Origin of the sequence: Nostoc sp., from assembly GCF_036919815.1 — a bacterium.
GTDB lineage: Bacteria > Cyanobacteriota > Cyanobacteriia > Cyanobacteriales > Nostocaceae > Nostoc.
In genome coordinates, this window is record NZ_JBALCE010000037.1 from 1 (window position 1) to 23,430 (window position 23,430).

Annotated in this window: 22 protein-coding genes and 2 pseudogenes; 11 read left to right on the forward strand and 13 right to left on the reverse strand. The window is 40.9% G+C overall.

Going from position 1 to position 23,430, the window contains the following annotated elements:
• Window positions 1-404: 404 nt before the first annotated feature.
• The 4 genes and pseudogenes from V7K15_RS10380 to V7K15_RS10395 form a co-directional block, all read left to right on the forward strand.
• Window positions 405-704 (forward strand): annotated as a pseudogene (locus V7K15_RS10380) (vWA domain-containing protein); the annotation flags it as partial.
• Between the two features lie 99 nt (window positions 705-803).
• On the forward strand, window positions 804-1,595 hold the full coding sequence (locus V7K15_RS10385) for a PP2C family serine/threonine-protein phosphatase (protein WP_334905385.1): 792 nt from the start codon (window positions 804-806) through the stop codon (window positions 1,593-1,595).
• A 6-nt stretch (window positions 1,596-1,601) separates the two neighbouring features.
• Window positions 1,602-3,617 (forward strand): annotated as a pseudogene (locus tag V7K15_RS10390) (protein kinase domain-containing protein).
• Window positions 3,618-3,662: 45 nt separating this feature from the next.
• On the forward strand, window positions 3,663-4,043 hold the full coding sequence (locus tag V7K15_RS10395) for a barstar family protein (RefSeq protein ID WP_334905387.1): 381 nt from the start codon (window positions 3,663-3,665) through the stop codon (window positions 4,041-4,043).
• A 456-nt stretch (window positions 4,044-4,499) separates the two neighbouring features.
• Here the strand turns inward: V7K15_RS10395 and V7K15_RS10400 are convergent, their stop codons facing one another.
• Together V7K15_RS10400 and V7K15_RS10405 are read right to left on the reverse strand one after the other, a co-directional pair.
• Window positions 4,500-4,847, reverse strand: a complete 348-nt coding sequence (locus V7K15_RS10400) for a type II toxin-antitoxin system HicB family antitoxin (RefSeq protein ID WP_334905389.1) — start codon at window positions 4,845-4,847, stop codon at window positions 4,500-4,502.
• A gap of 726 nt (window positions 4,848-5,573) precedes the next feature.
• Window positions 5,574-7,229: a Ppx/GppA phosphatase family protein gene (locus V7K15_RS10405; protein WP_334905391.1), complete on the reverse strand. Its 1,656-nt coding sequence runs from the start codon at window positions 7,227-7,229 to the stop codon at window positions 5,574-5,576.
• Between the two features lie 268 nt (window positions 7,230-7,497).
• Between V7K15_RS10405 and V7K15_RS10410 the strand changes: the two genes are divergently transcribed.
• Both V7K15_RS10410 and V7K15_RS10415 read left to right on the forward strand, forming a co-directional pair.
• A complete protein-coding gene (locus V7K15_RS10410; protein WP_334905393.1) occupies window positions 7,498-8,379 on the forward strand; it encodes a 4-hydroxybenzoate solanesyltransferase in 882 nt (293 codons plus the stop codon).
• Window positions 8,380-8,554: 175 nt separating this feature from the next.
• The gene (locus tag V7K15_RS10415; protein WP_334905395.1) at window positions 8,555-9,322 is read left to right on the forward strand and encodes a DsbA family protein; all 768 of its coding nucleotides are present in this window, start codon (window positions 8,555-8,557) and stop codon (window positions 9,320-9,322) included.
• 305 nt (window positions 9,323-9,627) lie between these two features.
• Here V7K15_RS10415 and V7K15_RS10420 read toward each other — a convergent pair whose 3' ends face one another.
• The 3 genes from V7K15_RS10420 to V7K15_RS10430 form a co-directional block, all read right to left on the reverse strand.
• Window positions 9,628-10,293, reverse strand: a complete 666-nt coding sequence (locus tag V7K15_RS10420; RefSeq protein ID WP_334905432.1) for a glutathione S-transferase family protein — start codon at window positions 10,291-10,293, stop codon at window positions 9,628-9,630.
• 68 nt (window positions 10,294-10,361) lie between these two features.
• Window positions 10,362-10,805, reverse strand: a complete 444-nt coding sequence (locus V7K15_RS10425; RefSeq protein WP_334905397.1) for an acyl-CoA thioesterase — start codon at window positions 10,803-10,805, stop codon at window positions 10,362-10,364.
• A gap of 59 nt (window positions 10,806-10,864) precedes the next feature.
• Window positions 10,865-11,452, reverse strand: coding sequence for a TetR/AcrR family transcriptional regulator (locus V7K15_RS10430; RefSeq protein ID WP_334905399.1), 588 nt, complete (start codon window positions 11,450-11,452; stop codon window positions 10,865-10,867).
• Between the two features lie 633 nt (window positions 11,453-12,085).
• Here V7K15_RS10430 and V7K15_RS10435 point away from each other — a divergent pair.
• Window positions 12,086-12,883 (forward strand): sulfite exporter TauE/SafE family protein, encoded by a 798-nt coding sequence (locus V7K15_RS10435; RefSeq protein ID WP_334905401.1) that lies wholly within the window; start codon window positions 12,086-12,088, stop codon window positions 12,881-12,883.
• 43 nt (window positions 12,884-12,926) lie between these two features.
• On the opposite strand, the gene V7K15_RS10440 is transcribed toward V7K15_RS10435, so the two are convergent.
• Window positions 12,927-13,589 (reverse strand): cadmium resistance transporter, encoded by a 663-nt coding sequence (locus tag V7K15_RS10440; protein WP_334905403.1) that lies wholly within the window; start codon window positions 13,587-13,589, stop codon window positions 12,927-12,929.
• A gap of 176 nt (window positions 13,590-13,765) precedes the next feature.
• On the opposite strand from V7K15_RS10440, the gene V7K15_RS10445 reads away from it, so the two are divergent.
• On the forward strand, window positions 13,766-14,503 hold the full coding sequence (locus V7K15_RS10445) for a cadmium resistance transporter (RefSeq protein WP_334905404.1): 738 nt from the start codon (window positions 13,766-13,768) through the stop codon (window positions 14,501-14,503).
• Window positions 14,504-14,627: 124 nt separating this feature from the next.
• On the opposite strand, the gene cysK is transcribed toward V7K15_RS10445, so the two are convergent.
• Together cysK and V7K15_RS10455 are read right to left on the reverse strand one after the other, a co-directional pair.
• Window positions 14,628-15,590 carry a cysteine synthase A gene (cysK, locus tag V7K15_RS10450; protein WP_334905405.1) on the reverse strand — a complete coding sequence of 321 codons (963 nt, stop codon included), beginning with the start codon at window positions 15,588-15,590 and terminating at the stop codon, window positions 14,628-14,630.
• A gap of 18 nt (window positions 15,591-15,608) precedes the next feature.
• Window positions 15,609-16,091 carry an RrF2 family transcriptional regulator gene (locus tag V7K15_RS10455; protein ID WP_334905434.1) on the reverse strand — a complete coding sequence of 161 codons (483 nt, stop codon included), beginning with the start codon at window positions 16,089-16,091 and terminating at the stop codon, window positions 15,609-15,611.
• 213 nt (window positions 16,092-16,304) lie between these two features.
• On the opposite strand from V7K15_RS10455, the gene cysE reads away from it, so the two are divergent.
• Both cysE and V7K15_RS10465 read left to right on the forward strand, forming a co-directional pair.
• On the forward strand, window positions 16,305-17,033 hold the full coding sequence (cysE, locus tag V7K15_RS10460) for a serine O-acetyltransferase (RefSeq protein WP_442949661.1): 729 nt from the start codon (window positions 16,305-16,307) through the stop codon (window positions 17,031-17,033).
• 238 nt (window positions 17,034-17,271) lie between these two features.
• Window positions 17,272-17,862, forward strand: coding sequence for a Crp/Fnr family transcriptional regulator (locus V7K15_RS10465; RefSeq protein WP_334905406.1), 591 nt, complete (start codon window positions 17,272-17,274; stop codon window positions 17,860-17,862).
• 99 nt (window positions 17,863-17,961) lie between these two features.
• On the opposite strand, the gene V7K15_RS10470 is transcribed toward V7K15_RS10465, so the two are convergent.
• The gene (locus tag V7K15_RS10470) at window positions 17,962-18,606 is read right to left on the reverse strand and encodes an NIL domain-containing protein (RefSeq protein WP_334905408.1); all 645 of its coding nucleotides are present in this window, start codon (window positions 18,604-18,606) and stop codon (window positions 17,962-17,964) included.
• Window positions 18,607-19,058: 452 nt separating this feature from the next.
• Between V7K15_RS10470 and V7K15_RS10475 the strand changes: the two genes are divergently transcribed.
• Window positions 19,059-19,571 carry a hypothetical protein gene (locus V7K15_RS10475; RefSeq protein WP_334905410.1) on the forward strand — a complete coding sequence of 171 codons (513 nt, stop codon included), beginning with the start codon at window positions 19,059-19,061 and terminating at the stop codon, window positions 19,569-19,571.
• Between the two features lie 183 nt (window positions 19,572-19,754).
• Here V7K15_RS10475 and V7K15_RS10480 read toward each other — a convergent pair whose 3' ends face one another.
• The 4 genes from V7K15_RS10480 to V7K15_RS10495 form a co-directional block, all read right to left on the reverse strand.
• Window positions 19,755-20,021, reverse strand: coding sequence for an NIL domain-containing protein (locus tag V7K15_RS10480; RefSeq protein WP_334905411.1), 267 nt, complete (start codon window positions 20,019-20,021; stop codon window positions 19,755-19,757).
• A 148-nt stretch (window positions 20,022-20,169) separates the two neighbouring features.
• Window positions 20,170-21,048, reverse strand: a complete 879-nt coding sequence (cysW, locus tag V7K15_RS10485; RefSeq protein WP_334905412.1) for a sulfate ABC transporter permease subunit CysW — start codon at window positions 21,046-21,048, stop codon at window positions 20,170-20,172.
• Complete coding sequence (gene cysT, locus V7K15_RS10490; protein WP_334905414.1) at window positions 21,035-21,892, reverse strand: sulfate ABC transporter permease subunit CysT; 858 nt, start codon at window positions 21,890-21,892, stop codon at window positions 21,035-21,037. The genes cysW and cysT overlap by 14 nt, the downstream gene beginning before the upstream one ends.
• 149 nt (window positions 21,893-22,041) lie before the next feature.
• The gene (locus V7K15_RS10495) at window positions 22,042-23,193 is read right to left on the reverse strand and encodes a sulfate ABC transporter substrate-binding protein (RefSeq protein ID WP_334905415.1); all 1,152 of its coding nucleotides are present in this window, start codon (window positions 23,191-23,193) and stop codon (window positions 22,042-22,044) included.
• Between the last annotated feature and the right edge of the window lie 237 nt (window positions 23,194-23,430).

The following is a 23,430-nucleotide window of genomic DNA, read 5'->3' on the forward strand; positions in this document are numbered from 1 at the left end:
TAATCCCCCCTTGGAAAGGGGGGAGACTGGAAATCTAGTTCCCTCCCCTTTCCAAGGGGAGGGTCAGGGTGGGGTAAAACCCTGGTTAATCAGCTATTTCAGACTTGTGTGTACACCATAGCTCCTAAAAGGAGAGAGGCTTTGAATCTTACTCCCCTTCCCTACAAGGGAAGGGGCTGGGGGTTAGGTCTGTATTGAACTATAACTAGCTCGATAAAATATTTACTGTGATTGTGTAATTAATTCCGTCCGACTACTTATCAGCTAACAAACACAAACGCTTTCAATCAGGCAAATAGACAGTAGTATTTATACGTATAAATACTACTGCAAAAGTGTATTTTTTAGCCAATAATGTAAGTGATTGATCTCTCAGACCAGTTGATTCAATTTAGGAGCATCGAATGTCTGTAGGAATGCCTGAATTCGTTGAAAATCCAGAAAATCGTTGCCCTGTAATTCTCTTACTTGATACTTCTGGCTCTATGTCAGGTCAGCCTATCCAAGAGTTAAATCAAGGAATTGCTGCTTTCAAAGAAGATGTACAAAAAGATTCCCAAGCATCGCTGAGTGTAGAAGTGGCAATAATCACATTTGGCCCCATAGTTCAAGTGGTGCAAGACTTTGTGACGATTGACCAATTTACACCGCTTGTATTGGAAGTAGGTGGTCTTACCCCAATGGGTGCGGCGATTGAGTCTGCTTTCTGCTTCGATGAAACGGGTTTCTAGTGGCAAAGTAGGGCAAGCTGTAGCTTTACCGGCTATGGGATGGGGTCAAATTAGCAGTTAGGAGGAAATTTTGTGAATTGGAAAGCTATTGGGCGTTCTGCGATCGGAACAAGTCATGAAAACCAGGGTATAGTTTGTCAAGATTATGGGGATTATCGCATCTTTCAAGATGTGATTATTGTAGGCGCCGTTGCTGATGGTGCTGGCAGTGCTAAACATTCTGATATTGGTGCTAGGTTGGCGGTAGAAACCGTACTCAAATGTTTTTCTGATATTAATGAATCTCCTCAGAAGCAAGAAGAATTAGAGCCAGGTTATTCTAAACGACTCTCTGAAGAAGAAGCTCAGAAACTGTTTGCTAAAATTGTGAAAAAAGCTATTGCAAAGTTACATGAGCTAGCAGCCAAAGAAAATTATTCTGTCAATGATTTAGCTTGTACATTGTTGGTTTTCCTGGCAACTCCTGACTGGTTTGCAGCTATGCAAATCGGGGATGGATTTATTGTAATACGTTCCCAAGAGTCAGAATATCAACTGTTGTTTAAGCCAGATAAAGGTGAGTTCATCAATGAAACAACTTTTATCACCTCAACAAATGCAGTAAAAGATATGCAGGTAAAGGTTATTTCTGAAAAACAAGAGTTTATTTGTGCTTCCACTGATGGACTAGAAAAAGTAGCAATTCGCTTGAGCGACTGGGAACCTTTCTCACCTTTCTTTAAACCTGTCGAGGAATACTTGCACGATACTGTTAATCCAGAGGAGGAAGATAAATATCTGATAGAATTCCTCAACTCTGAGCGGCTAAATTCTCGCACTGACGATGATAAAACCTTACTTTTGTGCTTATTTGATAGAGAGTAAAATTCGATGACAGTTCTCACCTGTGCTAGTACGGGAAAATCGATTACTCTGCTGGGTAAACCGATAGCTAATAGTGGTGAAGGTAAGGTTTGGTGAACTAATCAAAATGGTTACTTAGCAAAAATTTACCACTCGCAAACTCCTGAGCAAGTGCAAAAGTTGGCTGTGATGATAGCGCACCGACCGAAAGAGCCAAACTCTCACCTCAATCATATTTCTTTTGCTTGGCCTAAGTCGGTACTGAAAGATGCTCAGGGTGATTGTGTGGGCTTTTTGATGCCGGAAATTAAGCACGCAAAAGAACTTATTGATGTATACAACCCTAAGAAAAGAAAGGATTCAAAACTTGATGTTGATTGGCGTTTTCTCCACACAACAGCGCTGAATATCGCCTCAATTATTGAAGCAATTCACATCTCTGGCTATGTTTTGGGTGACATCAAGCAGCAAAATATTCTTGTTAACGATCGCGCCTTACCTTCAATTATTGATACTGATTCTTTTCAGGTTCGGAATCCGGTAAATGGCAATATTTATCGTTGTCCAGTTGGTTCACCAGATTATACACCACCGGAACTGATTGATAAAGATTTTTCTAGCATTGATCAAACAGAAGTACAGGATCGCTTCCGGTTAGCAGTGATTATCTATCAGTTGTTATTTGGTGGTCAAACTCCTTTTGCAGGAAAGTGGATAGGCGCGGCGGAAACTCCAGAAACTAATGAACTTATCCGTCAGGGTTTATGGCTGTATGCACCAAACAGTTTGATTCAACCTGTAGACAGGACAATTCCGCTTGAGATTGTTCACCCAGAGGTTCAGCGATGTTTTTTGAGATGTTTTAATGATGGTTATAAAAATCCTAATTTGCGCCCAACTGCTAGGGATTGGGTAAAGGCGCTCAGACTTGCTGTTAATGAGTTAACTATCTGTGGAAAGGTAGACAGCCACTATTACAGCCAAACTTATGGTAAGTGTTATTGGTGCGATCGGGCTATAAAACTTAGTATTGATATATTTCCTGGCTTTACTAGACCAAAACAACAGTCTGCTTGCATATCAACATTACAAACTAAAGCTTTTACCGCAGATAAAACTTTAGAAAATGTTGCAATAGGAGGGCAAATCCATACTCTCCAAGGGCATTCCGGCTCTGTTCATTCCGTAACTTTCAGCCCAGATGGCAGAATCATTGCCAGTGGAAGTGGTGACAAGACTATCAAACTGTGGGATGTAAGCACGGGAAGAGAAATTTCCACTCTTCAGGAGCATTCCTCCTATGTTGATTCCGTAGCTTTCAGTCCAGATGGCAAAACCCTTGCCAGTGGGAGTGATGACAAGACTATGAAACTGTGGGATGTGACAACAGGAGGGCAAATCCGCACTCTCCAAGGGCATTCCTCCCGGATTCAGTCCGTAGCCTTCAGCCCAGATAGCAAAACCCTTGCCAGTGGGAGTGATGACAAGACTATCAAACTGTGGGATATGACAACAGGAGGGCAAATCCATACCCTCCAAGGACATTTCAACTATGTTTATTCCGTAGCTTTCAGCCCAGATGGCAAAACCCTTGCCAGTGGGAGTCGTGACAGGACTATCAAATTATGGGATGTGACAAGAGGAGGGCAAATCCGCACTCTCCAAGGGCATTCCTCCTATGTTGATTCCGTAGCTTTCAGCCCAGATGGCAAAACCCTTGCCAGTGGGAGTCGTGACAAGACTATCAAACTGTGGGATATGACAACAGGAGGGCAAATCCATACCCTCCAAGGGCATTTCAACTATGTTTATTCTGTAGCTTTCAGCCCAGATGGCAAAATCCTTGCCAGTGCGAGTCATGACAGGACTATCAAACTGTGGGATGTAGGCACGGCAAGAGAAATCTACACCCTTCTGGGGCATTCCTCCTATGTTACTTCCGTAGCTTTCAGTCCAGATGGCCAAATCCTTGCCAGTGGGAGTGATGACAAGACTATCAAGATTTGGCAGCTTGCATCATCAACCAATACAGCTACACAATAGGTTTCAAGAAGTCATCTAGTAGTCGTCATAAGTAAGGAGGAATACATGAGCGAATTTCTAAATGTTTCAATAGATGTAAAACAAGGTATACGTGAAGCAGTGGAACAAATAGCCGCAGAACCAGGAACTAAAGTTTTTTATCTTGATGGTAAAAAAATTAATAGCAAAGAAACATTTTTAAGTAAAGCTGCTGAAGCAATGCAATTTCCTACATACTTTGGTGCTAACTGGGACGCTTTTGATGAATGTATCACGGATTTAACATGGTGTCCGGCTGAGAGATACGTCATATTGTATGATAATGCTGATATCTTTGCTCAAGCTGAACCGACACAGTACCAAATAGCATTGGATATTTTAAATTCAGCTAAAGAATACTGGCAAGCTAAGAATATTACTCTGAATTTTTTTACTATAAACAAATAAGTAAATTTAGCCTTGAGAAAAATTAAGATATAGTCCAATCTTCTAAACGCAAATTAGGCACTTTTTCAAAATCATTGCGGTTGCGAGTAAGCAAAATCCCATTCACTGACAGCGTAATTGCCGCAATGCGTAAATCTTGAGTACCAACACGAATTTTTTGCTTAACTAACTCAGCATAAACATTACAAGCTTTAGTATCAAATTAAAGTAGTTTTATATTTTTGAAATATTCTATTTCATCCCATAATCCTTTGTATGCCCAGATTAATTTGTCATACTTAGAAGGTTGATTATTATATTTGTTGATAACATTCAGCCATCCTTTCACTTTCTCCTCGAATGTAATCACTGTTATGGCTAAATTTTCAGGATTCTGCTGTCTTATGCGTTGCGTGACTAGTGGATGAGTATTTTGAAATAAGGACAAATGGTCTGTATCTAATATCCACATAAAACTCACTTTGTCTCATTGTCTAAGTCAACTTGACTCCGTTCAGCTTCTATGTATTCCAGTACCTCAGCAAAAAGAGGGTTATCTTTGTGCATTCCCGCAAATTTCATCCAAGGGTTTTCTACTTTGGGTGCTTCAATTTCTAAAGTCACAATCTTGGCTGTTTCTAACCGAGTTTGCAAACTTTGACTGAGTTTTTCTATTGCTTCAGTTTCCGTATTTCCTAAACCTTGACAGTCTGGTAAACCTAACAATATTGCTTTGACTGTGCCATCTTGTTGATTTTCAATCAGCACATCATAAGTTAACTTTGGTGCAGTTATTGGAGAGGTACTTTTTACAGCTAAATTCATAGTACTTTTATCTTTCAACTTTTATATTGATTATAACATTAATCAAACTTAGATTAAATTACGATTACTATAGGTGCAAACTGAAAGGTTAAGTGATTTGTATTTAATGAGCCAGTGCAGAAAACCAAGCAATTGAGGCTGCTTTATTGATTATATAAGGAAAGGATACCTAAGTTTTCCCGGCTTAGATATCCAATAGCAACATAACCTATATTAAATAGATTGTTAACTCTATTCTAATTACTAATTTTTGTTTTTAAATGCTTCTTAGGACAGTTTATAAATTGATCCTTAAATATAATGCAAAAATTAGCTAGAAGGTTTACTTTAATTTTGAAAACATATTGAAATAAAAAGTATTGTTCTATAATAAACATCTCCAGAAATTAAATATGCGTTACCCAGAACCCTTGTAGAGACGTAGCAGTGCTACGTCAAAACAATTCTTTTTCACTCCTATGTCTAATAAACAGCGTATTTTTTGCTAATTATACCTCTTTGAACAGTTACCAGATAAATACATCTGATTTTTACGTCAAGTTTTTATATTAGACATCTCCGAAAATGACGTAGGGACAATTCATGAATTGTCCCTACGAAGGGTTTTGAGCAACGCAGAATTAATTTTCGGAGATGTCTATGAGCTAACTTCTAAAGCTGATGAATTATCACAAAATGAAATATATATGTGCAGGGGCGTTAAAGCAGTGTAACGCACCCTACTTTCTAAGACAAGTTAGCAACGCTAGACTTTTCTAAAGTCGCTACTAATTTCACTCCAAATTCTTCCTCGAACACTCCTTTTTTATAATCCAAACTCCAGAGTTCTAAAGCACAATCATCATCAGATTCAGATGGGAAAATTAGCAGATTACACTGTCTCAATTGTGGATAGCATTCACATTGAACTTGAGTGATCGCACCAATTTGTCGTCGATCTAATGCCACTGCCAATCTTAAAATTGCACTCAATTGACTGACCATTTGTCGCTGGTGTTTAGTCAGCAAGTTCTGGTACTCTTCATGTTTTTTCTTGGGCGGTGATTTGCGATGATAACGCGCTAAATTGGCAATGATTTCAATCTCGGTTTCTGTATAACCGAGTAATTCCCCATTGCGAATTAGATAGTAAGAGTGCTTGTGGTGAGACGAATGACTGATATAGTGACCGCAATTGTGTAATATTGCAGCAGTCCACAGTAGTTGTCGCTCGTCAGATCCCCAGTGATGTAGGATACCTTGAGTTTGGTCAAATAAACTCTCGGCAAATTTGGCAACGCGATCGCTATATTCTAAGTTAACGTGGTACTTGTTAGCGATTTTTAGAACATTCCTTTCCCGAACTGAACTTTGGTAACGCAGCTTATCTTCAATTAAACCGTGCGTTAGCATCCAGTCTACAATTACGCCTTCCCTCAGAGAACGCTCACAAACTGTAACCGATTCACTACCCAACAGGGTCATTACTTCCTGTAATATTACTGCACCAGCGAGTATAACTTCAGCCCGCTTATCTGGCATACCGGGAATTGCCGCCCTTTCTGAGTTACTCAGTTTTCGCAAGCGATTTACCAACTCTCGCAAGTCTTTAAGACTGAACTGGTAGCCATTGAGAGTGGAAGGAATAACACTCGACTTTTCCCGTGCATGAATCATTGCCAGGGTTTCAATTGTGCCAGAGGTACCCACTAAACGCGGAGATTCCCCAAGTTCGAGGTTTGCTAGTACTTCATCCACAGAACGTTCTAACATCCCGCGTGCATAGGCTTCTAGGTGGTGAAACTCAGTGTTGCTGATGGGATCGGTGGTGATTAATTCGCTAGTGAGTCGTACTGCACCGACTTTGGTACTAGTGAGAGTACGCGGTTCGTTACTGTCGCCTAAAATCAATTCTGTGGAACCACCGCCAATATCAACAATCATGTGGGGCTGGTTGTTAAATTCCATCCCCGACAGCACACCAAGGTAGATTCGTCGCGCTTCTTCTTGACCAGAAATCAAGTCAACACTTAAACCCAACTCTGTTTCTATTCTGTGCAAAAAATCTTTACCATTTGGGGCTTCCCGCACAGCACTAGTTGCCACAGCAATGATTGTTTCAGCATTGATAGTTTTGGCAACTTCTTGGAAGCGTCTTAAAGCAGCGATCGCTGATTTAATTATCTCCGGTTTGAGTTCTCCTGTAGTAAGATTGCGATCGCCTAGTCTCACGGTTTCTTTTTCTCTGGCGATAATGCTGAAAGCTGGTAGTGTGGGGTCAATCTTGACTACTACCATGTGTAGAGAATTTGTTCCCAGGTCAATGGCAGCAATAATCCGATCTTGCTTAAATGGTTGAGTTGGAACACTCTCCCAGCTAGCCGAAGCTACTAAATTCAGCATCTAGTTTTCTCTCTCTATAAGAAATGATGGCAAACGGTGGTATGTCGGGGTAGCTGGCACTGATATTTATTGCAATACACTTGCTCTGAAATTGACCATTGGTCGAGGGTAACTGAGCTAAGTATATTCACCCTAATGTTTCTAACCGTAGTGACTATTTAAAGATATTTTAAATTGCCACTTTCGGTTATGTTTTTACAAATAACAAATAAGGTTATTCTATAAAAGATGTGTGAATTTATCTATCTAAAGTTATTTGTTGATTTATATGTTAACAACGCCAGAACGCCCCCAATCACCAGTTTGGCTAGTAATTATCCGGCTTTTGCGATGGCATAAACCAGAAGGACGGTTAATTTTAATGATTCCTGCACTTTGGGCTGTGTTTTTGGCAGCGTCTGGGAAACCGCCTTTACCTCTGGTTGGTGTGATTATATTGGGGACTCTGGCCACGAGTGCAGCTGGGTGTGTTGTCAATGATTTGTGGGATCGGGATATTGATCCACAAGTGGAGAGAACACGCGATCGCCCTCTCGCTTCTCGCGCCCTGTCTGTGAAAGTTGGGATTGTAGTTGCGATCGTCTCGCTAGCATGTGCAGCAATCCTAGCCTTTTATCTTAACCCCCTGAGTTTCTGGTTATGTGTGGCGGCAGTGCCGGTAATTCTGCTGTATCCAGGTGCAAAACGGGTGTTTCCCGTACCGCAACTGGTGCTTTCCATCGCTTGGGGTTTTGGGGTATTGATTAGCTGGAGTGCAGTCACACAAACAATTTCCCAACCAACTTGGTTACTTTGGGGTGCGACTGTATTATGGACATTGGGATTTGATACTCTTTATGCTATGAGCGACAAAGAAGACGATCGCCGCATTGGTGTTAATTCTAGCGCTCTATTTTTTGGGAATTATGCCCCTGTAGCTATTGGAATTTTTTTTGCTGGCACCATCTTGTTATTGGCTTGGTTAGGTGTATTCATACATCTGCACTTAGCCTTCTGGATTAGTCTTGCAGTTGCTACTATCGGATGGATTTGGCAGTCTTTGCGATTAACAAAGCAAGACTTACCTAATCCTGTTTATGGTGAGATGTTTCGGCAAAACGTGTGGATTGGTTTTATTTTACTTGCTGGGATGATTGCTGGATCTTTTTAATAACTAAAAAGTAATGTATATAGGACTTACGCAAAACTACACGTACTCTGGGACAATTCATGTAGACGAAGGCTGACCGCAGGGTATTGTCCCTACCTAAAAATCAGAGTTTAGGTTATTGTTTGCGTAAGTCGTGGTATAGAATCCCCTTGAAGAAGTATTTATGAGTTTTTGTATGAGTACATTATTTGATTGGTTTAGTCCCCTATTTCACTATCTGCGTATTTCGACACCAATCGGTCTACTATGTTTGGTTGTCACTTGGTCATTTCCTGCACAAGCTAACAGCACCATTGATCCGCAGTTGGAACAGCAAGTATTACAAATTATCCGGGAACACCCAGAGGTAGTTATTGAGTCTGTTCAAGCCTATCAGCAGCAACAACAACAGAAAGTAAAACAAGTACAACAAGCATTTTTAGAGGATTTAAAAACGAATCCTCAAACAGTGATTGGTAAGTCTCCCACCACAGGTTCAACTCAATCAAAAACTGTGCTAATAGAATTTTCAGATTTTCAATGTCCCTATTGTGCTGAGGCGCATAAAACCTTGAAAGAATTGTTAGTAAACTATCCTGATAAACTAAGATTAGTTTACAAGAATTTCCCTCTCATTTCAATTCATTCTGAAGCATTGCCAGCTGCTGCCGCAGCTTGGGCGGCATATCAGCAGGGCAAATTTTGGGAATATCATGATGCGCTATTTACTAATCAAAAGCAATTAGGTGAGGCGTTATATTTAGATATTGCTAAAAAACTGAATCTGAATTTGGGTAAATTTAAAAGCGATCTGACTCTTGCAACTCCCGCAATTAAGAACGATATCCAGCTAGCTGAGAAATTGGCTGTTCCTGGCACACCTTTCTTTGTAATTAATAGTCCAACTTTTTCAGGAGTGGTGCAGCTAGAAGATATCAAAAAGATTTTGGCTGATACTAAGTAAATTGTTGTAATACCATTTCACACAAACCCTGATACATATAGATTTCTCGTAGGGGTAGAACATTACATCACGAGTGTAGGGGCACGGCAGTGCCCATTGGTGTCAACTTCAGAAAAAATCTGCTTTGAGAAGACGTTTTGCCCTCATCCCCTAACCCCTTCTCCCAAGTTGGGAGAAGGGGAACTAGATAATTTGCTCCCCTCTCCCAAAATTGGTCGAGGGGCTGGGGGTGAGGGTCAAACCTCGAAAGCTCGCAATTACTTCTTGATATCCCGCCTCAACACTCACAAACTCGCTAATTCTTGCTATTTATTCTTATTGGCTTTACTCCTACGCAACCTCACTAAAGCTCTAACTCGCCCTTTAAATGCTTCAAATTCTTCGCTGCTCAATTTGGTTTTCTGCCATGCTGGACGTTGCATTAAGCGCTCAGACCATTCATTTAGCCTGGGGTAATCACTGAGACCAATACCTAAATTAGGTAATGATAGTACACCTATTCCCGCAACAATATCTGCTAAAGTTAACTGGTGACTACCAAAAAAACTGCGATCGCCAAGCACTTGTGTAAAAAATTTTAGTATCTTATCTATATGCTGCTTTGCTTGTGTAGCTTGTGGCGAATCTTCACTTTCATAAATTAGTGAAATCACTTGTGGAAATAATTCATTAGCAGTGACTAATTGCACCATCCTTACCTTTGCTAACGCCTGAGGCTCAGAAGGTAACATTACAGGTGTAGGATATTTACTTTCTAAATAGTCCATAATTGCCAGTGATTCTACAACTCGAAAACCCTCATCCACCACAACCGGAATGTTATGAAAGGGGTTAATTGTCAAAAACTCTGGTTGTAATTGATCGCCATCCAAATTCATCAAAACTGATTCAAAGGGTATCTCCTTTTCCAGTAAGGTGAGCCACACACGACGAGCATTTGGCGAGATGGGATTGTAGTAAAATTTCAGCATGGTGAATCCTTGATAAATAAAACCGTTCAGTCTGAAAGTAGTTAAAAAAATTTCAGCTTTTACCAAATTCAAATTTCCTGAGTCACTTGCTGACACTGGAAATATTTATTTTGCAATTCTTCTGGAATTTTAATAGGACGACCATTGTGCAAACTGATAAAAGCACCTTTTTGTGTAGCCACTGCTGCTAACTCATTATTAGATAAAATTTCCGCTTGCACAGTCCATTTCAACCGTCCTAAATTACTCAGCCATAAACGTCCAATTACTTGATCAATAATCTTTATCGGACGTTTATATTCAATTTCCGTTCCAGCTATAATCGGTGTATATCCTTGCTCAATTTGTTGATTAAGTTGCCAATGTTCATCTAAAAACTTTAAACGTAAATCCTCTAGCCATCTGATATACACAATATTACTCACGATTCCCATAAAATCAATGTCATATGTTTTTACAGGAATTGCTAATATTACTTCTAATGGTCTATGCAAATTGTTATTTACTAGCATTATTTCTCTCAGTGACTTATTTTTTAATGCTGCTCGGTCTGTAAACTAATAAAATAAATTTAAAGGTGAGTTTCTAAGTATTCATTCAGGTGATTAATTACCCTGTGCATATGAATTGAATCTCCATAAAGCTTGCTCATCATTATGGCTCCTTCTAGTGTTGCAATGATGATGGTAGCGATTTCATCAGCACTCACTTCCGGGCGAATTTCACCCTTTTCAATTCCCGTTTCAATAATTCGACGAATCAGATGCAGCCAAGAGTTCATCGCCTGTTGAGCGCGTTCCCGCAACGCCGGATGAGCATCATCACTCTCCACAGCAGTATTCAGCAGTGGACACCCGCCCTTGATCGGTGGATTTTCTGCGAAGCTACTAAATACCGCAATGATTGCTTGCAGACGTTCTACTGCGTGGCGTTTACTTCGTAATGCAAATCTAGTATGCTGTTTGATGCGAGCGATCGCAAAGTCAAAAGCCTGTAGCGCCAGATCATCTTTGCTTTGGAAGTGATTGTAAATTCCTCCTTTCTGCAATCCAGTGACACGCATGATGTCTGACATCGATGAGCCTGCATACCCCTGTTGGTTAAACAGTTCGGCGGCTTGGTAGAGAATTCTGCTTTTTGTTTCTTCACCTTTGGACATTACAGCGATTTTTAGAGTCGAGAGTAGGGCAGTTTATTGAATTGAAAATTGCTGAAAATGAAATGTAAATAAAAATTACCGACCGAATGGTTTTATTTAACCTAGCATGAGAGTTGCTTGCAAGTCAAGCATAGCGATCGCTTCCGTAACTCGTGCTTCCTGACTACCATCGATAATCCCCCAAACTTACTGGTCATACTGTAAGAGTTTTTGCCATTTGCGATCGCGTCTAATTGTCAGGGTGCTAGGTAGCACAATAGCCAAAGTTTGAGCAGATATATCTTTTATAAAAGTTTTGCAATTATCACTATCTTTATTAACTTGTAGGTAATTTTTTTAACAACCAGTCCTAAGAAGTTTAATCGGCTGCGGTGTATTATCCAGATAATTTAACAATATACAACGCGAATCGTTGGACGTTTAATCATGTTTACAAGTAAAATACGGTAAGTGCATCGCCTTAGCGGGCTTTGCATAGAAAACCGCTATAGCTGCTTTTAATTAAGTCAGTGAAAAGTTATCAAGATTTCGTTTGGGGATTTAAACCCTAAGCAACGCTGCTCACTTATAGAAGTGGGAGACTCAACAGGACTCTGATAACTGATAAGTGAATTGTTGAAACCCCCAAAGAGTATGCACTATTTATTACTACCGCTCTTAAGCTTTTTTGTTGGCATCATCGTTGGTTTGACAGGAATTGGCGGAGCCTCTCTCATTACGCCAATGTTGATTTTTGTTTTTCAGGTTCCGCCTTCCATCGCTGTGAGTTCTGATGTTGTGGCTGCAACATTGATGAAGATTGTTGGTAGCGTCAAGCATTGGGAACAGAAAACCCTTGACACAGAAGTTGTTAAATGGTTGGCATTTGGGAGTGTTCCAGGCTCACTATTCGGGGTAGGGATTTTGCACTTCATTAAACGTACCGGTGAGTATAACCTGGATAACATCTTGCTCCGTTTGCTTGGCGGCATGATTTTGCTAGTCACAGTCTTAGCACTAGTACAATTGTTGTTATTGACTTTTTTCCCTAAATTTAATTTACCCGAACTGCCAAAATTAGACTTAGAAACTAATTTTGGTCGCTTCCTAACAATCAGTTTGGGAGCAATTTTAGGCTGTTTTGTTGGTCTAACAAGCGTCTCATCAGGTTCAATGTTTGCCCTAGTGCTAATTGGGTTTTTCCGCCTTGATGCACGGAAGTTAGTGGGTACAGATATTTCCCACGCAGCAATTTTACTGCTGTTTACAGCCCTCGGTCATCTCAGTCTGGGAACAGTTGATTGGAGTCTGGTACTACCTATCTGGCTAGGCTCTGTTCCAGGGGTATTATTAGGTGCTAAAGTCTGCCAAGTAGCTCCGCAACGCCCGTTACGGTTTATCATTTATGCCATTTTGATGATGGTAAGTTGGAAATTGGTTCATCAGGTATGAGCAATTTGAGATTTGAAATTCCAAATCTAGCATTCAAGATTGATTAACTTCTCACCCAAGATAGTAGAGTAAATGTACCTCGTTCATACATAATGAACAAACCCAAGCCAATTAACACAAAAGGTACGACAGCTTGACCGTAGCGACTTAAAATATCAGCAATGGTAGGTTGACGGCTTAAAAAATAAGCGATCGCACACCAAACCCCTACCATGACAAAAAATATACTTAGAATGACTCCCAAGGTGGCAAGATCATGACCAGCGAATAAAGGGATATATATAGTAATATTGTCACCACCATTAGCGATCGTTATTGCTGCCACTTTATAGGTTTGGGGATGCAAAACACTCAAAATAAAAGACAATACGGGGTTAGTAGATGTGGACTGATTAAAATCATTGCTGACTGTCTGAACTGTTATTGTTTCTTCTTTTCTATATACTAATTGCTGAATACCAATTGCTATTGGTAGCAGTCCTAGCAATCCTATCCATTCTCGCTGTACGACCAAGCCACCAAAAAATCCTGGTAAGCTAGCGATGATAATGGCTGTAAAACCCAGATATTGACCGAGTAAGATATGGCGCGGGCGAAAATTAACATTTACCTGTGAGAAAAATATTAACAAAATAATGATGTCATCTATGTTAGTGGCTATGAAGGCAATTATCCCTTCACTAAAGGTTGTACCTAGCTTACTCATGCTGGATTTTTATAACCTACGATTTATCACCATACCAAATTAACCTTATACTAGTCCTATCTGATTTGTGAAAATCGTAAGGCTCAGATCCCCGACTTCTTAGAGAAGTCGGGGATCTCATTGTTCAGGAATGATTTAGGATTGCTACGAAACCATATCTATGTTTCTCTTAAAATATGAACGAGTTACTTACTGCAATTAGTACAGGGGCGATCGCGTTCATTGCCACTAACATTGATGATATTGTCATTCTATTGTTGTTTTTTTCTCAAATAAATGCTAATTTTCGCCCTCGGCATATAATTGCTGGTCAGTTTCTAGGTTTTACGGTTCTGTTAATCCTTAGTCTTCCTGGTTTATTTGGTGGGTTAGTTTTATCAAAAAGCTGGATTGGATTACTTGGTTTACTACCAATGTCTATAGGTATCAGTAGCTTAGTGAATCGGGAAGAAGATTCATCAAAAAAAGTCGTAGCTGTAACAGAAGAAGCTGAAGCATCAACAATTGCTAGTTTTTTTCCTCCCCAAGTTTATAGCGTAGCAGCCGTTACAATTGCTAATGGTAGCGATAATATTAGTGTCTACGTGCCTTTATTTGCTAGTAGCAACTTAGAGACTTTTTTGGTAATTATCGGAATATTCTTTGTATTGTTAGGAGTTTGGTGCTACGCTGCATACAAATTAACTAACAACAGAGTCATAGCTGATATATTGACTCGCTACGTTAATAATCTTGTGCCTTTTGTTCTGATAGGATTAGGCGCTTTTATTGTATTAAAAAGTGAAGCTTTGAGCTTAATAAAGCTAGCTGCTAGTTGTTTCTGTTTGATGATTTTAGTGAAAAATAATCAAAGTGTCGATGAAATTGGTGAAAATTATAATAGACATCTGGTGCAAAAGAATGTAGAGACGTAGCAGTGCTACGTCTCTACAAGGGTTCTGAGTAACGCATATTTAATTTCTGGAGATGTCTAATAAATAACCAAGCCAATTTTAGATTTTAGATCTAAAATCTAAAATCTAAAATTAGTATATTGAATCAAACTTTACTCAACCACTCATTCTCCTCTGGGTCTTTGAACAGTGAGGTACTGAGGTAGCGTTCGCCGAAGCTAGGCTGGATCATGACGATGAGGCGGCCGGCATTTTCTGGTCGTTGTGCCACTTGAATAGCCGCATACAACGCAGCACCAGTAGAAATCCCCGATAGCAATCCTTCTTCTTTTGCTAGGCGACGGCTGTAAGCGATCGCTTGCTCATCTGCTACCTGAATCACTTCATCTACCAGTTCTGGACGGTAAATTGCTGGGATAAATCCCGCGCCGATACCCTGAATTTTGTGAGGCCCCGATTTACCACCGGTTAATACCGGACTGTTGCTTGGTTCAACTGCGATCGCTTGAAAACTCGGCTTCCGTCCTTTAATAACTTCTGCAACTCCGGTAATCGTCCCACCAGTACCGACTCCCGCCACGAGAATATCTACTTCTCCATCGGTATCATCCCAAATTTCTTCGGCTGTGGTTTCGGCGTGAACTTTCGGGTTAGCAGGGTTGCGAAACTGCTGCAACATATAAGCATTGGGCGTTTGAGCTAAAATCTGTTCTGCACGACCGATCGCTCCTCGCATCCCTTCTACCCCTGGCGTTAACTCTAGTTGAGCGCCATAAGCTTTCAGCATCAATCGTCTTTCCTGGCTCATTGTGTCAGGCATCGTTAGAATAAGAGCATAACCCTTAGCCGCCGCCACCATCGCCAGCGCAATTCCTGTATTCCCAGAAGTCGGCTCTACTAAAACAGTTTTTCCGGGGTGAATCAAGCCTGCTTCTTCTGCCGCTTCTACCATACTCGCGCCAATCCGGTCTTTTACAGAAGATGCTGGGTTCATGCTTTCTAGCTTCACCACAATCTGAGCAACCGCTCCCGAAGCTTGGGGAATCTTATTTAATTGAACTAAAGGAGTTCGTCCGATTAACTCTGTGATATCTTTCGCTATCCGCATGTGAATACTCCCTCGTGTCTAAATATAATACATCGGACTCTGCTGTGCGCGAGTTTCTCTTTCCTGGCACAAGTCTTGGAGTGTATAACGACCCAAAACTTCAATTGAGGCAGCGTTAGCTTGCTCCCAAACTTCATAAACCAGAGTCTTTTCCAGAGTGCAAGAGTCAGAAATATCTTTCTCTTTTCGCTCGCCTTCAACCAAAATGACAATTTCAAGTATTGTAATCTGCCAAGGTTCACGAACTAAAACGAAACCTCCTTTAGAGCCGCGTTGACTCTGCACCATACCAGCACGCCGGAGGTTGGTCAAAATTTGTTCCAGATAGCGCTCAGGTATAGTTTGCTTGGCAGTGATCTCGCTCATGGTTAAAGGAAGTTTTTTCCCGTGGTGGCTTGCCAGTTCTAAGAGTGCCAGCAGCGCGTATTCCACTTTGGAAGACAAATCTAAGAGAGCATAGTTTTGGCTATTCAAGACTGTACTCAATATACTACGGTGAATTGAGGGACTTATCGCAGTTTATGCGAAATTAATTTTTTCCAAGTGTGGAATGTGATAGCATCCCACTTATTACCCACACAAACACTATACTGTATCGATTTACCGTAGATTATTATCTGACACAATTCCCATGAATGACTTGATCTTTTTGTGGGAATTATCCTGAGTTTCTGTTTTCAGAGCCTCACTTACCAACGAAAATCCCAACAGAGTATGCTACTAACTGATTTGCGAACCATTTTTGAGCGTGACCCAGCAGCCCGTAACTGGCTAGAAGTATTGTTCTGTTACCCTGGACTTCATGCCCTAGTGTTTCATCGATTGGCACACTGGCTGCATAAAATGGGGATTCCCTTTATACCTCGATTTATCTCTCATATTAGTCGGTTTTTAACCGGGATTGAAATCCATCCTGGGGCATTAATTGGCCAGGGAGTGTTTATTGACCACGGTATGGGAGTTGTGATTGGCGAAACTGCGATCGTGGGCGACTATGCCCTAATTTATCAAGGTGTCACCCTTGGCGGGACTGGGAAAGAAAGCGGCAAACGCCATCCCACTTTAGGCTCTCATGTAGTTGTAGGAACGGGTGCGAAGGTTTTAGGAAATATTCAAATTGGCGATCGCGTCCGTATTGGAGCCGGTTCTGTGGTGCTGCGAGATGTGCCCAGCAACACTACTGTAGTTGGGATTCCAGGGCGCGTGACTCGTCAGAACAACTTACCTACCAATGTTCTGGATCATAATAAAGTACGCGACGTAGAAGCTGAAGTAATCCGCGCTTTATTTGAACGCGTCAAGGCTCTAGAGAAACAGTTCGAGCAGTTGGAAGATCAATCAAGCTTGTCTCCAACTGAGCCTGGCGACGAACCAACCGACAACCCTAAGAGCAAAAATTCTGATGGGATGATTGAAGATTTTCTTGATGGTGCGGGAATTTAGAAAATGGGGCAATTCAATTTTGGATTTTGGATTTTGGACTTCGGCTACGCTCAGTCGAACGATTTTGGATTAAATTTCAATCTAAAATCCAAAATCTAAAATTCTTACTCCCCACTCCTGTACAGACGCGATTAATCGCGTCTCTCCCCACTGCCCTCTTTAAAATACCCATAGCCTCTTAGAACCTGATATAAATATAATACTACGGTTAATTTATCGGAGAATAGTGTTATATAATATGGTGTCTTCCTACACAAGCTTGTCTACTTTAAGCAGTAATAATACTAAGCAACTTTTTGCCCGTAGGTCATTTATGCCAGAACATCAAAACCGCCTTTGGAAGATTGAAACGGGTTTTGTTCGGACTTTTACCTATCTTGAAGATGGTACAACCGTCGCTCTGGGATTGTGGGGTCCAGGAGATATCGTTGGTAAGGCTTTGTCAAAATTAGAACCTTATCAGATGGAATGCCTAACTAAAGTGGAGGCGATAAACTTACCTTTAGAAGAATGGACTCAACTAACAGAAACTCTACTTGCCCATATCCAACAGGCTCAAGAATTGATGATCATTCGTAGCCATAAAAAAGTGGATACTATGCTCATCAAGCTGTTGGCATGGTTATCCAAAAAGTTTGGTTCGGAAGTTGAGAAGGGACGTTTAATAGATATGCGTCTGACTCATGAAGACCTAGCCGAAATGGTCGGTTCAACTCGTGTGACTATAACTCGTGTTCTTGGGCAGTTTGAGCAAGAGGGCTTGATTGCTCGTCTTTCCCTGCATCGGATTGTCCTGCGAGAAGAAGAAATTTGGTACTACGAAATTTAGATTATTTCAGCAAAACTAGCGATCGCCCTCAGCATAATTCATAATTACTCTACTAATAACTTTGATGCCTCAAAAAATTATGAATTAGGAATTATTTGGTTAGCGATCGCTATAAACGCTAGACAAATCCACCCAAATCGGTAGCCCCAGTTTTTCTAAATAACTCAGGCTAGAGTAGAGTTGCTTTGTTCTCCCCCACAAATCCAAGTCAAACCAACCGTCATCTTGCGTATCGGGTTGAAGTCTAGCACTAGTGATATTGACTGTTAGTCCATAACCAGAAACTAATTCCGAAATCACCGGTTCTTGATAATAGGATTTTAAAACGCACAGTTGCAAGCGTAATCGATTGGTTTGACCCAGAGAAATCCATTGCTGGAATTGTTCTTGCCATTGATTTGTCAGCGATGCACAGTCTTTAGGACTCAGTTTGCTAGCTGGGTTTGGGAAAGGTAGAGAGTGCTGGTTGGTTTGAATCTGGTTAGCGATCGCTAGTTCGAGCAAATTTACGCCCAATCCTTGCAAGTAAGATAGGCTATTTGTCAGTTTTTGGGGATTTCCCGAAAGTTCCAAATCAAACCAGCCATTGCTGTCACTCTCTGATGTCAGGGATGCAGCTTTGATATTTACGGTTAAACCATAACGAGATACCAGTCGGGAAATTACAGGTTGCCTGTGATAGCACTGAGGCACGAGAATTCGACTGTGAACTGAAGCGGGTTCTACTGATTTACTCTCAGACATCAGATTAATTCCCAATAGCGATGCCTAAGGCGGGCTGCGCCCCCATAACTCAACTGTGTCTGGTTGAATGTCAGCCTCATAGAGATTTTCATATTTTCGGCTGTTATTAAACTACGGTAATTGTATCGATTTAATGGATTTAGTTGTTATGTAAAATAAAATATCACAAAGTCCGCAAAAAAACAATTGGTAAATTCACGTAAAATTATGCTCACGCGATCGCCTTACTCATTAGACATAGGAGTGAAAAAGAATTGTTTTGACGTAGCAGTGCTACGTCAAAACAAGGGTTCTGGGTAACGCATATTTAATTTCTGGAGATGTCTATTACCAAGCGATTAAAGGGTTCCCAAAATCAGGTTAGGGGATGTTTTAAGAATTTTGTTAGATTTTAAATCATAGTGGGCATACTGCAAGTATCAAGTAAATAGCACCGAAATAGGCAAAACAGTATGTTGACGACACAGCCGCAAGAAGAAATTACATCATTGAAGCAAAATTTAAGACGTGAAATCAAAAAACTATTAGGTGCTTCAGGCATCAATAACCTGAATTCAAAGCTAGAAAGATTAGAACAAATTGAGAAAATTCTTAGTATAGATAAATATAAAATTGTTTTTATAGGTACTATTGTTAAAGTAAAAAATACAGCCATCTGTCATCTTTTTAACCTAATTAGCAACTTCAAAGTTTCCAAGACAATTAATGGCAAAACTAAAAATCTAACCGAAAGTGAAAAGTTACTTTCAAGGGGTTCAGGCAGAACTACTATATGTGAAGTAATTATTAAAGCATCTGAAAAAACTTACAGAGAGATAGAGCCTTATACAGTTGATGAGATGGAAAATCTTATTTTTGATTTCTGCGATTCTATACTCTACTATGATCTATGTGGTAAATACTCAAAAAAACAACAAAATTTTGATTTCCAAGATTTTGAAAAACTAATTTCTATCGCTTATTAAAGAAAAACCTAATCCCCTTCCCGACTCGGTAAGGGGGAAAATTCAAAGTCTCTCTCCTTTTAGGAGAGAGATTTAGAGAGAGGTTTTCCATATAGCGTGAAAAGTCAGATAAACGAGAGGGTTTATATTATGCATGAGAGCGTGCAGCTAGCTGTACGCCCCTTGAATGTGTTGCTACAACCCTTACCAATCACTTACTTTAGTGTCATCCCAGACTTCCAACTCCAAATCGCGGAGATAGGTTAACCCGCTCTGAATTTGTGCATCTGTTCCTTGTAATTCAAGGTCAAACCAACCATCACCGACAGCATTCGCTCCCAAAATCGCTGCCGTGATATTCACAGTCAGTCCATAGTTAGACACCAGGCGAGAAATCACAGGTTCCTGGTGATAATCCTTGGGAATTCTGAGGCGAATCCGTTTATTGGTAAGTGTATTATCAGTAGCCATATCTGAATTATTTCAATCCCTGATCAGGATTGGTACAGAACTACCCTTAACCTAATGGTAATTTCCTGATAGCTAATAGGTAAATTGTACCATGTCCCATGATTTGCTTGTATCCTATTCAAAGGATAACTATAATCGCTTGGTTTTTCTATTCAATATCTTTAATACTGGTTTTGCGTTCTAAAATCTCCTTTAGCACTAAGGTTACTACTGCTAGCAGCGCCAAAAGTACAGCCGCAGAGAAAGCAGCCTCGGTTTCGTATTGTTTGTAAGCATCTTCTACAAACAGTGGTAAACTCTGGGTTTTATCAGCAATGTTGCCAGATACCACCGAAATCGCCCCGAATTCACCCATTGCTCTGGCATTGGTCAAAATTAAACCGTAGAGTAAGCCCCAACGGATACTGGGCAGGGTGACGCGCAAAAATATCTGCCAATCTTTCGCACCTAGAGTTCTAGCAGCTTCTTCTTGATCCTTGCCAAATTCCTCTAAAACAGGAATCACTTCCCGCGCCACAAAGGGCATACTTACAAAGGCTGTAGCCAGCACCATACCTGGAAAGGCAAAGATAATCTTGATATCATGGGCTTGGAGCCAAGGGCCAAACCAGCCATTGCGTCCGTAAAGTAGCACAAGCATCAACCCTGCGACTACGGGCGAAATCGAAAAAGGTAGGTCAATTATGCTCAAAACTATGGCGCGTCCAGGAAATTTATGACGAGCGATCGCCCAAGCTGCACATAATCCAAATACTGTATTCACAGGCAGAGCAATCAAAGCCAGCAACAGTGTCAGCCAAGCTGCATGGAGAAAAGCTGGCCGCGTCAAGTTGGACAGAAACGGCCCAAATCCTTTGCTGAAGGCTTGGACAAAAACGTTGATTGCCGGGATGTATTGAACTAGGGCTAAATAGGCGATCGCTATACTAATTAAAACTATTGGCACCCAACTCTTCTGCTCTTTAAGAGGTTTGGCTGTACCTGATACAGATGCAGATGAGTGAAAACTTGGCTTATCTACTGTCATATCGTCTTGCCCATGCTTGTAAGAAATTAATTGCCAATAGCATCACCAATGAAATTAATAGTAAAACTATGCCAATTACTGTTGCACCAGAATAGTCATATTGCTCTAATCGCTGGAAAATCAGCACAGGTGCGATTAAATCTTTGAATGGCGTATTGGAAGAGATAATCACAGTCGAACCATACTCTCCAACTGCACGGGAGAAACCCAAGGCAACCCCAGTTAAAATCGTCGGAAATAAAGGCGGCAAAATTACTTTCCAGAAAGTCTGCCATTGAGAAGAACCCAGACACCAGGCGGCTTCTTCAATTTCATGTTCCATTTCCTGAAGCACGGGTTGCACGGTTCTGACGATAAAAGGTAGTGAGATAAATATCATTGCCACCGCTACTCCCGTGCGGGTAAAAGACACCTTAATTCCCAGTGGTGCTAGTAGCGAACCGATCCAGCCATTATCGCTGTAAACTGTTGCCAGGGTTAGCCCTGCTACCGATGTTGGCAGCGCAAAGGGTAAATCTACTGTGGCATCAATCAAGCGTTTTAAGGGAAAGTCGTAGCGAACCAGAACCCAAGCAATCAGAGTCCCAAATACGCCATTGAGTAAGGCAGCAAATATTGCTGTTACAAAGGTGACATTATATGTTGCTAATGCGATATCACTGGTTGCGATCGCCCAAAATCTCGCCGGAGTTTCTGTACTCGCTTTCAGGAACATGGCAATTATCGGGATAAATAACATCACTGTTAGGTATCCTATAGTGATTCGCCAAGTCCAGGGAACCCGCCCCAATTTTTTCCAAAAGGGTGTTTTACGTTCAACTTCCACAGAAGGAGATACAATCATAGTCAAAAATTCTAAGTTTAAAATTCATCGGACTTACGCAAAACTATACACAGTAGGGGCAATACCCTGCGGTCAGCTAAAGCTACATGAATTGCCCCTACGTGAAAATCACTCTTTTCGGCTGTTGTTTGCGTATTACGAATTACGAATTACCGTTTCTTTTGGGCTTGAATTTTGTCAAACAGTCCCCCATCTGCGAAGAACTTTTTATCAATTGCTTCCCAACCGCCGAAGTCTGCAACAGTACCCAAAGTTTTCACCTTGGGAAATTTGTCTGTGACTTCTTTAGTTTGAGCTAAAGTTTCATCCACAGGTCGGAATCCGAATTTGACAAACTCTTGCTGTGCCTCTGGGGTATAAAGATATTTGACAAATCCTTCAGCAACTTCGCGGGTTCCGTGCTTATCGACGTTTTTATCTACTACAGCGATCGGATTGTCGATGGATATATTCACATCGGGAACGACATAATCAACCTTTTGCCCCTTTTGTTGTGCCAAGATAATTTCATTTTCATAGTTGATCAAGGTATCCCCCTGACCCTGCTTGGTAAATGTATCCGTAGCTTCGCGCGCATCCTTGGTCAGGATTGGCACATTATTGTAAACCTTAGTCACAAATTCAGTTGCTTTAGTCTCATCTCCACCAGTTTTAATGACGGAATTCCAAAGCGCCAGGAAATTCCACTTAGCAATGCCTGATGTTTTGGGGTCAGCAGTAATTAGTTTTACATCAGCTTTCGCCAAATCTTGCCAAGTCTTGATGCCTTTAGGATTACCTGGACGAGTTACTAATGCTGCCACAGTTTTAGAGACAATACCATTGTTGGGAACTTCTTTCTCCCATCCAGGCTGAATCAATCCAGCTTTCTCAATCTTTGAGGTGTCTCCAGACAATGCCAAGTGAACAACATCTGCTTCCAAACCATCGATAACGGCGCGAGTTTGTGAACCAGAACCGCCATAGCTTTGCTTGAAGACGACAGTTTGATTATGATCTTTTTTCCACTGTTCGACAAACTTGGGAATGATCGCTTCGTGAGCCGCTTTGGTAACTGCAAAGGAAACCAGAGTTAGTTCAACATTATCCTTGGTTGCAGCAACAGGACTAGCATTAGCATTAGGGGGTTCTGTGGAAGAATTACTCCCAGTTCCACCGGAGCAGGCAGCAAGCGCTACACTCAATACAGTACCTACCAAAAATAGTGATAGAAAGCCTTTGAGCGAATTTAGTCTGAACCGATACGTTCTATATTCAGTCATCGCTTGTAACCTTTTCAGTGGGCGTTGCCACAAACTCATTCTATTTCCTCCACTAAATCTACAGATAATTGATGGGAATACAGTTATATAGTGTTTATCATACTGGATGATGCCATATATCTAGTTACAAACACCAAAAAACCTCACATTCTTTATCAAGAATATGGTGATTCTACCAGTTTTGTGAGGAATTACAATGCTTTTATTTTCAACTATTTAACCCTAATGTCGATGGATACTCCAGTTTCCAAGCTGGGTGAAGCTATCACTAGGTCA

Coding starts and splice junctions, on each gene's coding strand:
- V7K15_RS10440 (WP_334905403.1), bottom strand. CDS start 13,589: ATGAGTAAGCTAGGTACAACCTTTAGTGAAGGGATAATTGCCTTCATA.
- V7K15_RS10405 (WP_334905391.1), bottom strand. CDS start 7,229: ATGCTGAATTTAGTAGCTTCGGCTAGCTGGGAGAGTGTTCCAACTCAA.
- V7K15_RS10435 (WP_334905401.1), top strand. CDS start 12,086: ATGCACTATTTATTACTACCGCTCTTAAGCTTTTTTGTTGGCATCATC.
- cysE (WP_442949661.1), top strand. CDS start 16,305: ATGCTACTAACTGATTTGCGAACCATTTTTGAGCGTGACCCAGCAGCC.
- V7K15_RS10465 (WP_334905406.1), top strand. CDS start 17,272: ATGGTGTCTTCCTACACAAGCTTGTCTACTTTAAGCAGTAATAATACT.
- V7K15_RS10425 (WP_334905397.1), bottom strand. CDS start 10,805: ATGCTAGTAAATAACAATTTGCATAGACCATTAGAAGTAATATTAGCA.
- V7K15_RS10475 (WP_334905410.1), top strand. CDS start 19,059: ATGTTGACGACACAGCCGCAAGAAGAAATTACATCATTGAAGCAAAAT.
- cysK (WP_334905405.1), bottom strand. CDS start 15,590: ATGCGGATAGCGAAAGATATCACAGAGTTAATCGGACGAACTCCTTTA.
- V7K15_RS10495 (WP_334905415.1), bottom strand. CDS start 23,193: ATGAGTTTGTGGCAACGCCCACTGAAAAGGTTACAAGCGATGACTGAA.
- V7K15_RS10415 (WP_334905395.1), top strand. CDS start 8,555: ATGAGTACATTATTTGATTGGTTTAGTCCCCTATTTCACTATCTGCGT.
- cysT (WP_334905414.1), bottom strand. CDS start 21,892: ATGATTGTATCTCCTTCTGTGGAAGTTGAACGTAAAACACCCTTTTGG.
- V7K15_RS10445 (WP_334905404.1), top strand. CDS start 13,766: ATGAACGAGTTACTTACTGCAATTAGTACAGGGGCGATCGCGTTCATT.
- V7K15_RS10480 (WP_334905411.1), bottom strand. CDS start 20,021: ATGGCTACTGATAATACACTTACCAATAAACGGATTCGCCTCAGAATT.
- V7K15_RS10400 (WP_334905389.1), bottom strand. CDS start 4,847: ATGAATTTAGCTGTAAAAAGTACCTCTCCAATAACTGCACCAAAGTTA.
- V7K15_RS10420 (WP_334905432.1), bottom strand. CDS start 10,293: ATGCTGAAATTTTACTACAATCCCATCTCGCCAAATGCTCGTCGTGTG.
- V7K15_RS10410 (WP_334905393.1), top strand. CDS start 7,498: ATGTTAACAACGCCAGAACGCCCCCAATCACCAGTTTGGCTAGTAATT.
- V7K15_RS10430 (WP_334905399.1), bottom strand. CDS start 11,452: ATGTCCAAAGGTGAAGAAACAAAAAGCAGAATTCTCTACCAAGCCGCC.
- V7K15_RS10470 (WP_334905408.1), bottom strand. CDS start 18,606: ATGTCTGAGAGTAAATCAGTAGAACCCGCTTCAGTTCACAGTCGAATT.
- V7K15_RS10395 (WP_334905387.1), top strand. CDS start 3,663: ATGAGCGAATTTCTAAATGTTTCAATAGATGTAAAACAAGGTATACGT.
- cysW (WP_334905412.1), bottom strand. CDS start 21,048: ATGACAGTAGATAAGCCAAGTTTTCACTCATCTGCATCTGTATCAGGT.